This is a genomic window from Paenibacillus sp. UNC451MF (genome assembly GCF_000686845.1).
In the GTDB taxonomy this organism is placed as follows: domain Bacteria; phylum Bacillota; class Bacilli; order Paenibacillales; family NBRC-103111; genus Paenibacillus_S.
This window is the reverse complement of record NZ_JMLS01000004.1, coordinates 261,612-273,618: the sequence shown is the minus strand read 5'-3', so window position 1 is coordinate 273,618 and position 12,007 is coordinate 261,612. Positions and strand designations below refer to the sequence as shown.

The 12,007-nt window shown below is 46.3% G+C and carries 13 protein-coding genes; 10 read left to right on the top strand and 3 right to left on the bottom strand.

What is annotated here, in order from left to right:
• Window positions 1-102: 102 nt before the first annotated feature.
• The 4 genes from BP97_RS35675 to BP97_RS0108715 all read left to right on the top strand — a co-directional run bounded on the left by BP97_RS35675 (window position 103) and on the right by BP97_RS0108715 (window position 3,355).
• Window positions 103-381, top strand: coding sequence for a hypothetical protein (locus BP97_RS35675; RefSeq protein WP_051620456.1), 279 nt, complete (start codon window positions 103-105; stop codon window positions 379-381).
• Window positions 382-648: 267 nt separating this feature from the next.
• Window positions 649-1,743, top strand: a complete 1,095-nt coding sequence (gene steA / locus BP97_RS0108725) for a putative cytokinetic ring protein SteA (RefSeq protein ID WP_197035432.1) — start codon at window positions 649-651, stop codon at window positions 1,741-1,743.
• Window positions 1,744-1,757: 14 nt separating this feature from the next.
• The gene (locus BP97_RS0108720; RefSeq protein ID WP_028548761.1) at window positions 1,758-2,459 is read left to right on the top strand and encodes a glycosyltransferase family 2 protein; all 702 of its coding nucleotides are present in this window, start codon (window positions 1,758-1,760) and stop codon (window positions 2,457-2,459) included.
• Window positions 2,384-3,355 carry an MraY family glycosyltransferase gene (locus BP97_RS0108715; RefSeq protein ID WP_197035431.1) on the top strand — a complete coding sequence of 324 codons (972 nt, stop codon included), beginning with the start codon at window positions 2,384-2,386 and terminating at the stop codon, window positions 3,353-3,355. The genes BP97_RS0108720 and BP97_RS0108715 overlap by 76 nt, the downstream gene beginning before the upstream one ends.
• 30 nt (window positions 3,356-3,385) lie before the next feature.
• Here the strand turns inward: BP97_RS0108715 and BP97_RS0108710 are convergent, their stop codons facing one another.
• Window positions 3,386-3,655: a DUF2627 domain-containing protein gene (locus BP97_RS0108710; RefSeq protein ID WP_028548759.1), complete on the bottom strand. Its 270-nt coding sequence runs from the start codon at window positions 3,653-3,655 to the stop codon at window positions 3,386-3,388.
• 163 nt (window positions 3,656-3,818) lie between these two features.
• Between BP97_RS0108710 and lpdA the strand changes: the two genes are divergently transcribed.
• The 4 genes from lpdA to BP97_RS0108690 all read left to right on the top strand — a co-directional run bounded on the left by lpdA (window position 3,819) and on the right by BP97_RS0108690 (window position 9,012).
• Window positions 3,819-5,240: a dihydrolipoyl dehydrogenase gene (gene lpdA, locus BP97_RS0108705; RefSeq protein WP_028548758.1), complete on the top strand. Its 1,422-nt coding sequence runs from the start codon at window positions 3,819-3,821 to the stop codon at window positions 5,238-5,240.
• A 147-nt stretch (window positions 5,241-5,387) separates the two neighbouring features.
• A complete protein-coding gene (locus BP97_RS0108700) occupies window positions 5,388-6,398 on the top strand; it encodes a thiamine pyrophosphate-dependent dehydrogenase E1 component subunit alpha (RefSeq protein WP_028548757.1) in 1,011 nt (336 codons plus the stop codon).
• A 3-nt stretch (window positions 6,399-6,401) separates the two neighbouring features.
• Window positions 6,402-7,382 carry an alpha-ketoacid dehydrogenase subunit beta gene (locus tag BP97_RS0108695; RefSeq protein WP_028548756.1) on the top strand — a complete coding sequence of 327 codons (981 nt, stop codon included), beginning with the start codon at window positions 6,402-6,404 and terminating at the stop codon, window positions 7,380-7,382.
• 253 nt (window positions 7,383-7,635) lie between these two features.
• A complete protein-coding gene (locus tag BP97_RS0108690; RefSeq protein ID WP_028548755.1) occupies window positions 7,636-9,012 on the top strand; it encodes a dihydrolipoamide acetyltransferase family protein in 1,377 nt (458 codons plus the stop codon).
• A 33-nt stretch (window positions 9,013-9,045) separates the two neighbouring features.
• On the opposite strand, the gene prli42 is transcribed toward BP97_RS0108690, so the two are convergent.
• The gene (gene prli42 / locus BP97_RS41395) at window positions 9,046-9,141 is read right to left on the bottom strand and encodes a stressosome-associated protein Prli42 (protein WP_156043176.1); all 96 of its coding nucleotides are present in this window, start codon (window positions 9,139-9,141) and stop codon (window positions 9,046-9,048) included.
• 70 nt (window positions 9,142-9,211) lie between these two features.
• Here prli42 and BP97_RS0108680 point away from each other — a divergent pair, with 70 nt between their 5' ends.
• Both BP97_RS0108680 and BP97_RS0108675 read left to right on the top strand, forming a co-directional pair.
• Window positions 9,212-10,345 (top strand): M20/M25/M40 family metallo-hydrolase, encoded by a 1,134-nt coding sequence (locus BP97_RS0108680; protein WP_028548754.1) that lies wholly within the window; start codon window positions 9,212-9,214, stop codon window positions 10,343-10,345.
• Window positions 10,346-10,489: 144 nt separating this feature from the next.
• Window positions 10,490-11,647: a DUF3866 family protein gene (locus BP97_RS0108675; protein WP_028548753.1), complete on the top strand. Its 1,158-nt coding sequence runs from the start codon at window positions 10,490-10,492 to the stop codon at window positions 11,645-11,647.
• Here BP97_RS0108675 and mciZ read toward each other — a convergent pair.
• Complete coding sequence (gene mciZ / locus BP97_RS41690) at window positions 11,550-11,834, bottom strand: Z-ring formation inhibitor MciZ (RefSeq protein WP_197035430.1); 285 nt, start codon at window positions 11,832-11,834, stop codon at window positions 11,550-11,552. The genes BP97_RS0108675 and mciZ overlap by 98 nt on opposite strands.
• Between the last annotated feature and the right edge of the window lie 173 nt (window positions 11,835-12,007).

The following is a 12,007-nucleotide window of genomic DNA, read 5'->3' as shown; positions in this document are numbered from 1 at the left end:
TCCTTGCGCTAAGATAAGGTTCATTATAACATTGAAATTTTGCACAAAATGTAGAATACTGTTGCCTATAAAGAGAATTGGCACTTTTTTTGGAGGGATAAGATGGAGTTCGATTATTGTAATGTAGACCATGACGAGACGAACCAACAGCTGCTTCTGGATGTGGGTTGCAAGTTTCAGGATGAGCCGGATGAGCTCTACGTTATTCAATTAAAAGGCGAGCCTAGCGGAGCTTTAAAGGAAGTCCGGCTTTTATTTAATATGATGGATTGCAAATACAGTTTCAAGGAGGACGAGCTCGCGGCTCTGCTGAATTATGTACGAGATATGTTGAAATCCACGGATTACTCAGAATGGTTTCAAGGAGGTCTTCATTATTAAGTTTTGCATATGGGGGGTTGTTCCCTGTCGTTATTATCGTTATCAGCCACATGAAAAAGCTTATGCCGATAACAAGGGAAGCATACCATCATTTTACATGAATCCAAGTAAATGGAGAGAAACAGTTAAAGTCCGGACAATGATTTGTCCGGGCTCTTTTTATTTGTAAATGAATGTATGAGATCCCGGTTGCTAACGAAAGATAAAAACTAGAAGTAATCAGGCTGTCTGTAAGTCCAAAGCAACCGGAAAGCGATGTGCAAAGAGATGGAAGCTAGCAAAACAATTCAGATATCCTCTATGCAGACGATTCATGGTTTAGCACGCGTACATCATAGCACCAAACAACTGTTGTCTGATATTGAACCATTCTGTATTGCTGTTATTTACCATCAAGACCTTGACGAGCTTGCAGCTGAAGGATTAATCGCGGCAAAAGCTCAGGCCGTAATCAATATTGGTCAGATAATGACGGGAACAGTTCCTGTAACTGGACCGCTTATGCTAATAGAAAACAATATTCCGATCTACGAGATGGAGGCTGTCTGGGCATCAGCCATAAAAGACAATACCCCTATAAAAATAACCTGTGAAGGTGTTGTGGTCGGGAAATTGACCGTTCCATGCACCCCTTTTACAAAAGATAAGTGGTTAGATCTGTATAGTCATGCTCACGATAGTTATCACGAGAGGCTTCTTAATTTTATTAATAATACGTTGGACTACGCGAATAGAGAAAAGGACTTGGTTCTAAAACCGCTGTATTGCCCCGATTTAGAAGCGAGTCTAGAAGGCCGTCATGCTCTCGTCGTTATTCGCGGTAAAGGTTATAAGCAGGACTTGGCGGCTTTGAAGGATTATATTCGTCGTTATAAGCCGGTGTTAATAGGTGTGGACGGAGGAGCTGACGCATTATTAGAGCAAGGGCATAAACCGGATCTTATAATAGGAGATATGGATAGCGCGACGGATCAAGCCCTGCAATGTGGTGCTGAGCTGTTGGTTCATGCTTACTCGAACGGTTATGCACCTGGGCTAAAACGACTTGAACATTTAGGATTGAATGCGAAACAATTGTCTGCTAGCGGGACTAGTGAGGATATTGCCCTATTGTTAGCCTACGACCATCAGTGTGAACGCATTGTTACTGTTGGAGCTCATAGTCATATGTTTGATTTTTTAGAAAAAGGCAGAAAAGGGATGGGCAGCACAGTTCTAGTTCGGATGAAAATAGGAAGTAAGCTGACTGACGCTAAAGGAATCGCATTGCTGTATGGCCCGACTCAGCACTATTCTCTTATCTCTCAATGGAGCTATGCTTTGAAAAATGGGATAAGAAAGCTTTTATTACGCTTTAAATGAAAGGGGTTGCGTCAATGCAGCCAATCATCTCAGTCGTCGTACCCGCACTCAATGAGGAGCTGTACATCCAGGAAACATTGAGCGCTATTCGAAAAGCATGTAAGCAGATTGTCAGTCAAGGGAAACGTGTAGAAGTTATTGTCATTGATGACGGAAGTCGTGACAGCACGTTCGAGCTGGCAGTGCCATGGGCTGATTTGATAGTACAGCACCCACGGCCTTACGGTAAGGGAACTGCACTTCAAACGGGCTACAAGATGTCTAGAGGGCATGTACTTGTTTTCTTAGACGCAGACCTTGGACACACAGCTGAGTGGTTCCCATCGCTCATTGAGCCCTTGACATCAGGACGATCCGATATGGTTATTGCCCACTTGCCCGCAGTATCCCAAAAGAGTGGATTTGGTTTAGTGAAAAAGCTTGCCAAGCAAGGTGTATACCGATTGTCAGGCTTTGAGCCTTCTGCACCGCTCTCAGGTCAACGTGCAATTCATCGTGAAGTTTTGGAGAAAATAGGTAGACTTTCCGGGGGCTTCGGTGTCGAGGTGGGTCTAACTATTGATGCCGTAAAGTTAGGCTACCGAGTAGACGAGCTGCCAATTCCCTTTTCACACCGGGTATCAGGGAGAGATATTGGTGGGTGGCTGCATCGTGGGAAACAGCTGTATGCAGTGAGCGGCACACTATGGAATCGCTGGAGACAGCCGATATGCTAATGGTTTGGCTGCTTTATACGGTTATTATGTTTGGTCTTGGGTGGACACTCCTACCGGGATGGATGCGCTTTATGATCAACCACAAGTTGACGGACTGCAATTATGCGGGAGAACGAATACCGACGGCGGGAGGAATTGTAATTTGCCTACTGCTCCTTATTCACTCGGTTATTATAAAAGGAGCTGCTTATCTAGGAGGAAATACTTTTATTCCTAGCTTGTTCGCAAAGCAATCTTTATTAAATGAATTTACATTGGCTGCAATTGTGGTCGTCTTTCTCGGATTTTTAGATGACGCTGTGGGCCACAAATCGTTTAAAGGCTTTGCGGGACATTGGAGGCTCTGGAAAGAGCATAGGGTGGTCAGTACAGGTGTATTAAAAGCAACTGGAGTATCGATGGCTGCGCTGCTGTTCATTTTCCACGATAGTGCTGTCTTACGGCAGCCTATTTACTGGATCGCAGTTCAATGCTTATTGATAGTACTCGCATCGAATAGCATCAATTTGCTCGATACTAGGCCTGGAAGAGCTTTGAAGGGTTTTGGTATTTTGGTTGTGGTGCTGGCAGCAGCCTTGCCTTCCGGGGAGTCAGCTAAATGGCAGGAGTTAATGATTATGGCACTGCCAATCCTCGTAGCAGCCGCTGTTCTTCTTGTTCCGGATCTTCGAGGGAGGATCATGCTAGGCGATACAGGTGCCAATCTGCTCGGATTTGCTATGGGCTGCTGGATCGTCCAGGTAACCGGTTGGAAGCTGCAGCTGCTTCTGCTGTTGGTATTCGTCGTTTTGCACGGCATTACGTGGCGTCTATCTTTATCAAAGATAATCGATAGCAATCGTGTGCTTTCGTGGTTTGACGGGCTAGGCCGGGGTTCAAGGCCGAACAAAATATAAGGAGCCGCTCCCGTCTCCAAGGGCTGGCTCCTATTGCTTTTTACGCTTCTTTTTAAAACGGGGTGCGACATAATTGCGCTTGCGGTCCCTGAAGAAAGTCCAACCGCCGATGAAGGCTACTCCCGCTAGAAATAATACAAATCCTAATGAAAATTTACCCCATTGAACATGAGGATTCAGTTCGGCTGCTCCAAATTGGGCGAAGAAAGCATCCTTCATCGCCAAAAATCCATAGGTGGCCATAACGCCCGGGATGACCAGCATCAGGACGGCAATAAACCGATAAAACGTTGCTCTCATGATGTTCTCCTTTATTGATCAATTAAAACCGTTATGAAAATCCTACCTACTAAAGTACCATATATTCGTTAACATTTCATGCATCTTTCTTAAATTGTACTATATTTCTCACATCGATTAGAGTTACAATAAAAGAATCATAGATTTCAGGAGGTTTATACATATGACGCAAGCTTTTGATATCGTTGTTCTTGGAGGAGGCACGGGAGGTTATATTGCCGCCATTCGAGCCGCTCAATTAGGGAAAACGGTAGCGATCGTAGAACGCGATAAGCTTGGAGGTACTTGTCTGCATCGCGGATGCATTCCAAGCAAAGCGCTCCTGCGCAGCGCCGAGGTGTATGCAACGATGCTTGAGAGTGAGCGATTTGGCATAGAGACTGATTCCGTCCGATTGAACTTTTCCCGGGTACAAGCCCGTAAACAAAGCGTCGTTGATCAGATGCATAAAGGCATTCAATTTTTGATGAAAAAGCACAATATTCAGGTGTTCTATGGTAACGGGAGACTTCTTTCTCCATCTATTTTTTCTCCGCGATCAGGTTCTGTTTCCGTTGAGCAGGCTGATGGCGAGATTTTAACACTTGTACCAGAAAAGCTGATTATTGCAACCGGATCAAGACCAAGAAGCTTGCCGGGATTGGATATAGACGGACAAATGATCATTAACAGCGATCAAGCACTTCAGCTGGAGGAGCTGCCGCAATCGATTCTTATCGTTGGTGGGGGCGTTATTGGAGTCGAGTGGGCTTCAATGTTAAATGATTTTGGCGTGCAAGTCACGGTAGTGGAATATGCAGATCGATTGCTTCCTACCGAAGATAGCGATATATCTCGTGAACTCGAACGGCTGTTGAAAAAAAGAGGCGTTCAAATTTTGACAGGTGCCAAAGTACTTGGTGAGACCGTCAACAAGCAGGACGGGGCCGTACAACTTCAGATTGAACGCAAAGGACAAGCTGAGCAGCTTCAAGCAGAGAAGGTAATGGTCTGTGTCGGACGTCAAGCTAATGTTGAAGATATCGGGCTTCAGAACACGGATGTGAAGGTGACCAACGGATTCATTGAAGTTAACGAGAACATGCAAACCGTGGAAGCCCATATCTATGCGATCGGTGATGTGAACGGCGGGCTTCAGCTTGCCCATGTGGCTGGACATGAAGGAATCGTAGCTGTGGAGCATTGTTCAGGACAAAGCACACATACCTTTGGAGCACATCAGGTACCGCGCTGCGTATATACGAGACCTGAAGTAGCTTCAATTGGCTGGACGGAGCAGCAGGCAGTCGAACGCGGACATGAAGTCAAGATTGGCCGTTTTCCTTTTTCGGCGGTCGGCAAGGCTGTATTGTTTGGCGATTCGGATGGGTTTGTAAAGGTTATTGCAGATAAGAAAACGAATGATATTCTCGGTGTCCATATGATTGGGCCTCATGTAACTGACTATATTTCAGAAGCAGCACTTGCCCAACTATTGGATGCGACTCCATGGGAAGTCGGGCAGACGATCCATGCTCACCCGACATTATCGGAGGCTTTGGGAGAAGCGATGCTGGCTGTAGACGGAGGGGCTTTCGGGATTTAAACGTTCCGAGCCCTTTTCTCTGAAATCTTGTAACATTTTGCAACAAAACGGAAATTGTATTCATAAGGGAAACCGATTATAATATACTTATAGGGGCAAGTATTAGTACCTAGTAATAATTTTAGTTGAATGAAGGGGGTTACACCCATGTCCATCGGCCAACTTATGAGGCACCGTAAGCTTGGATTGTCTGACGAGCAGGCAGTTGAAATGTATAAATACATGCAGAAGGCAAGAAAATTTGACGAGCGGTCTTATCTCCTGCAAAGAGCTGGAAAGATCGGCTTTCACGTTTCAGGGATCGGGCAAGAGGTTTCTCAAGTTGCGACTGCATTTGCATTGGAGAAAGGCAAGGACTACTTTTTACCTTATTATCGCGATTATGGCTTTGTACTTGCAGTAGGGATGACGATGAAGGAATTAATGCTGTCTGTGTTTGCTAAGGCAGAAGATCCTAACAGCGGCGGACGCCAAATGCCTGGGCATTTCAGTCATAAAAAGCTGAATATCGTTACGGGTTCCAGTCCGGTAACAACACAGGTTCCCCACGCGGTAGGAATAGCCCTTGCAGGTAAGATGAAGAAGCAGGATTTCGTAGCCTACGCTACTTTCGGCGAAGGATCCAGCAATCAGGGTGATTTCCACGAGGGATGTAACTTTGCGGGAGTTCATAAGCTGCCTGTTATCTTTTTATGCCAAAATAACCAGTATGCGATCTCTGTGCCTTTACATAAACAAATTTCAGGGAGCATTGCCGAACGAGCAATCGGATACGGATTCCCAGGGATTAAAGTCGATGGTAACGATGCATTGGAAGTATACCGTGTCGTAAAAGAAGCGCGTGAACGTGCTGTTCGTGGTGAAGGACCTACTTTAATCGAGTCCGTTATGTACCGGATATCTCCTCATTCCACTTCCGATGACGATATGCTGTATCGTACGAAGGAAGAAGTGGAAGAAAACCGTGCTAAAGATGGAATTCCTAAATATAGACAATATTTGGTTGATTGCGGCTTGTGGAGTGACGAGCAGGAAGAAGAACTGCTGGAGCAGCTTAAGCAGGAGATCAATGAAGCGACTCAATATGCCGATCAAGCACCATACCCGCTGCCGGAAGATACATTGAAGCACGTGTATGCGGAAGAAGGGGAGGTCTAGGCTATGGCGGTTATCACTTATTTGGAAGCTATTCGTTCCGCAATGAAGGAAGAGATGGAGCGGGACGAAAATGTGTTTGTTCTCGGCGAGGATGTCGGTAAAGGCGGCGTATTGAACGCCACCAAGGGACTGCGTGAGCAGTTTGGTGAAGAACGCGTGCTGGATACTCCACTGGCTGAGTCCGTTATTGTCGGTGCCGCTATTGGTGCGGCGATGTACGGCATGAAGCCGATTGCAGAGATGCAGTTTGCCGATTTTATTTTTCCGGCAACGAATCAAATTATTAGCGAGGCAGCAAAGATTCGCTATCGTTCCAACAACGATTGGAGCTGCCCGATCGTTATTCGTGCGCCTTACGGAGCAACTAGCGGTGGTGCCTTGTACCATTCCCAATGTCCGGAATCCGTATTTTTCGGAACGCCAGGGTTGAAAATGGTAGCTCCATCCAATCCGTATGATGCCAAGGGCTTGATGAAAGCAGCGATTCGCGATGCAGACCCAGTAATGTATTTTGAACATAAGAAATGTTATCTTGGCATAACGGGTGAAGTGCCGGACGGTGATTATATCGTTGAAATCGGCAAAGCGGACGTGAAACGCCAAGGCTCGGACGTTACCGTCATTTCCTACGGAATAACGGTTCAATACGCAATTCAGGCAGCTGAACAGCTGGCTAAGGAAGGGATCAGTGCTCATATTCTTGATTTACGCACGATTCAGCCTTTGGACAAAGCGGCTATTCTTGAAGCAGCCTCCAAAACAGGTAAAGTGCTTATTATTCATGAGGATAATAAATCCGGCGGAGTTGGTGCTGAGGTATCGGCTATTATAGCTGAAGAGCTGTTGTTTGAACTGGATGCTCCGATTATGAGACTGTGCGCGCCTGATGTTCCGGCGGTAGGAATGAACCCGAGCATGGAAAAGTTTTACCTGCTTAGCGTGGACAAGATTAAGGCTGCTATTTCTGAGCTGGCTGCATTTTAGCAAGCTCACCATAATGAATGTGCTGAGCTTGGCTTGACGCAAGGCTCAGCTCATCCTACAGAAATGGATGTACAATATTAATAAGCAATCAAGTTGGCGTAAGGGTAAACATTGTGAATGCTTACGAAGTAAGTTTTGCCTACGGCAAAACTCAGTGAATGCTTACGAAGTAACTTTTGCCTACGGCAAAACTCAGTGAATGCTTACGAAGTAACTTTTGCCTATGGCAAAAGTCTTAGGAGGAAACCACCTAATGAACTTAAATGTAAAGGAAACCGAAGTGACCGTTCCGCATCTCGCGGAAAGTCTCGTTTCAGCAACGATTGGCAAATGGCTGAAGCAGCCGGGCGATTACATAGAGCAATACGACGTTTTATGCGAGTTAATTACGGATAAGGTAAATACCGAGATGCCGTCACCAGTAGCCGGTAAACTGACCAAACTGCTGGTAGCCGAAGGGCAGACCGCTGCCGTTGGAGAGGCTATTTGTGTTATTGAGGAACAATTGTCGACACAAGGCCAAGGTACTGCGTCTCAGGGTACATCTCCTGTTGGAGGCTCTATTGGACAGTCCGCTGCTGCTGGTTACGATGAAGGAATGCGCAATCGCTTTTCTCCCTCCGTATTGAAGCTGGCAAGCGAGCATGGTATTCGCTTGGAGGATGTTCAAGGTACGGGTCTTGGCGGACGCATTACGCGCAAAGATATTGAAGCGTTTGTTGCATCGGGGATGAAGTCGGCGTCAGCCGCAAACACGGCAGCCCAACCACAAGCCGCAGCTCCTAGAGCGGAGCAGCGCTCAGAAGCACGTACTGCGGAAGATGTATTCCTCTCAAGTCCACCGAAGGGACCCCTTCGTTCGACCGGTATCCACTTGTCCGAAAATCCTCCGCTTCCACGTATTGAGGTGGAAGGTCAACAACTGGAAGGCAGAGGAGAGTACTTGGTTGACGTGACGCCGATTCGCAGCGCTATTGCGCGCAATATGCGTCAAAGTGTAACCGAAATCCCTCATGGCTGGATGATGATTGAGGTTGACGTCACGAATATGGTTCTTCTTCGCAATAAGCTGAAGGACGAATTTAAACGGCAGGAAGGCGTTAATTTAACTTACCTTTCCTTCATGATGAAAGCTGTCGTAAGTGCCATCAAGGACTACCCTATTATGAACTCGGTATGGGCGGTAGATAAAATAATTGTTAAGCGGGATATCAATATTTCGCTTGCGGTAGGTACAGAGGATTCGGTGCTAACGCCAGTAATTAAGCGCGCCGATCAAAAAAATATTGCCGGACTCGCACGGGAAATCGAAGAATTGTCCCGGAAAACAAGAGCCGGCAAGCTGTCGCTTAACGATATGCAGGGTGGTACCTTTACAGTAAATAACACAGGCTCGTTCGGATCGATTTTGACACAGCCGATTATCAATTATCCTCAGGCAGCCATCATCACTTTCGAATCGATTGTGAAAAAGCCTGTCGTTATTCAAGATATGATTGCGGTACGCTCCATGGCCAATCTATGCTTGTCCCTCGATCACCGTATCTTGGACGGCGTAATCTGCGGACGCTTCCTGCAGCGCGTAAAAGAAAACATGGAGTCGTACAATCAAGAGACGAAGTTATATTAAATTTGCTTAGGATAAAGCAAAGGACTTCGCGTACTAGAGGAACATATTGACAGTAAATAATACGGTTGATAAAACCATACAAATCAGCATAACGTAAATAATAACTTTAAATACGATCTTGTTGCGCATCCTATTCAACTCCTCTTCATGCAATCGAGATATTCATATTTTAACTTAAAGTGTACATAGGAGGAAAGAGATGATTCAGGAAAAACGTTTGGTCGATGAATTTATCGAGCTGGTCAAGGTGGATAGCGAGACTCGTTATGAACAAGAAATCAGCCAAGTGCTTAAACAGAAATTCTCTGCATTGGGACTGACTGTGGAAGAGGACGATTCGGCCTCGCGCAGCGGACATGGTTCGAACAATCTGTTTTTTACGCTGGCACCGACTTCTGAAACACAACTGCCACGGCTTTTTTTTACCTCCCATATGGACACAGTAACTCCGGGTAAAGGCATTAAACCGCAAATTGGCGAAGACGGTATCATTCGCAGTGACGGTACAACAATCCTGGGCAGCGATGATAAAGCGGGCTTGGCTGCAATGCTCGAGGCAATCCGGGTACTGAAAGAACAAAACATTAAGCACGGACAAATTCAATTTGTGATTACAGCTGGTGAGGAATCGGGGCTAAAAGGTGCACGTGAAATGGATTCCAAATGGCTGCAAGCTGACTATGGGTATGCACTGGATTCCAATGGAGAAGTAGGAGCTATCGCTGTTGCGGCGCCAACACAGGCCAAAATATTTATTTCTTTCTCCGGTCGCTCTGCACATGCAGGTGTGAATCCAGAAGCAGGGATCAGCGCCATTACAGTGGCAAGTAGAGCTGTCGCAAGAATGCCGCTCGGACGCATCGATAAAGAGACTACAGCTAATATCGGCCGCTTCGCAGGCGGTGTGAATGGCGCAACGAACATTGTCGTGGATCGGGTCGAGCTGGAGGGAGAGGCACGCAGTATTGTGCAGGATAAGCTTGATCGCCAGATTGAAGCCATGCGCAAAGCTTGCGAGGATGTAGCTGCTGAAATGAACGCGAAAGTCGACTTTAAAAGCGACGTCATTTATCCTGCCTTTATGTTCGACGAGAACGCCCCTGTCGTAAAGCTTGCTATGGAAGCTCTTAGAAAAATTGGTTGTACGCCGAGTACTTTCCATTCCGGAGGCGGCAGCGATGCCAATGTATTTAATGGCTTCGGAGTACCAACGGTAAACTTAGCTGTAGGATATCAAAATATTCATACGACTGAAGAGCACATTGCCATTAGCGATATGGTTAAAGTAACGGAAGCAGTAGTGCAAATTATTAAAGAAGCGGCTCAAGCTTAATTTTGTTCAGATAACGGACTTGCCGTCAATCTTCGGATTGACGGTTTTTTTATTACTAAGGGTTTGCTTGGAGTGGTGAACATGAGAGACGACGTTCCTACATACATATTTATTACTAGATGAAGTCGTTAGGAGGGGGCATGCTTGATCAAGTGGAGAACGGCAGTCGTTACAGAAATAAGTACAAAGGATTTTGATCTCTACGAAATAACAGTCAGATTCAACGATGGAACTAAGGGTATAGCCGTTTATTATGGTGATGATCATGCAATCTCTTTGAAAGTGGACGATGAGGTGCTGCTTAACACAACGGCCGTGGCCTTGGGATTGGGTACAGGAGGAGTGCATTTCGTTCATAAAGTCTTGTCGAGAGGTGTTGGAGGGACAACCTCGGAATTGTCTTCTTCAGATTCACATAATTCAGCTTATGAGGCGAATACGGCTGCGGGGCATATAATGAAGTTAAGATATACTTCGCTTCAGCGGCCAGTGCTTGCTGTGGAGGAGCAGTCAAGCCCATTTCACGAGCTGTTTACCCAAGAGCTTACTCTAGAGGGAATGCCGGTGCTTGTCGGAGAACTGCACAGCATGCTGCCCATGCTTTTATGCAGATTGCGACAGAGGATGGGAGAGGAAGGAATACCGCTGCGCATAGCTTATATCATGACGGACAGCGCGGCGCTTCCGTTAGCTTTTAGCAAGCACGTAAGGCATTTGAAACAGTTAGGATGGTTGATTGGGTGCATAACTTATGGGCAAGCCTATGGGGGGGATTTAGAAGCTGTTAACAAGTATACTGCCCTGCTCGCTGCCAAGCATGTCCTCCAAGCCGATCTGGCTATAGTGCTGCCGGGCCCAGGAAGTGTAGGCACAGAGACGCTGATGGGGTTCAGCGGTACGGAAGCGAGTGAATTGTTGAATGCAGTAGGAGTTCTTCAAGGGCTTCCCATAGCCATACCGCGGATCAGCTTCGCTGACGAACGTGAGCGTCACCGCGGAATTAGCCATCATACATTAACGGTATTGCGTGATTTAACGCTGATTCGCGCTAATGTTCCGCTGCCCTTGTTGACAGGGGATGACGGGGCACGAGTGCAACTGCAGGCGGGTTATTTTGAGCTTGCTTCCAAGCACGCGCTGACCTGGCATGTACCTGTTTCTGACGAACAGTGGCAGCGTGCTCTTTCGGAATACAGACTTCCGATTACTTCGATGGGAAGGGGATTACTTGAGGATCCTGCTTTTTGGTCTGCGATGAGTGCGGCAGCTGACTTGGCGTGGCATTATGCGACAATTCCATAGGTTGAGTCTGTCCGCTATCCAGCATCAGGCTGCTCCTGCCTTCATGCTTATATCCTGTCTGCTCGGATAAAAAAGCTAGCAGGCTGACATCTGTAGTCATTCTTGCCTGAGCTTGTTTCAAATAACGTCTAATTTCCCAGACACGTCCTACCAAACGAATTTGCTGCTCTGACAAATAAGTTTTCATAGAGAAAATCCCTCTTTTCCGATAATGTTCCATCTGATACACACTATGCGTTCTAAGGACGAGTTATGCCTTATCTAAAACTATGAATATGCATGGTGTGATATAATAGAAAACGATCCGAAAGTTTGAGAATCAAACAAAGGAGAGGGCAATATTCAGAGCTTCTAATTTTA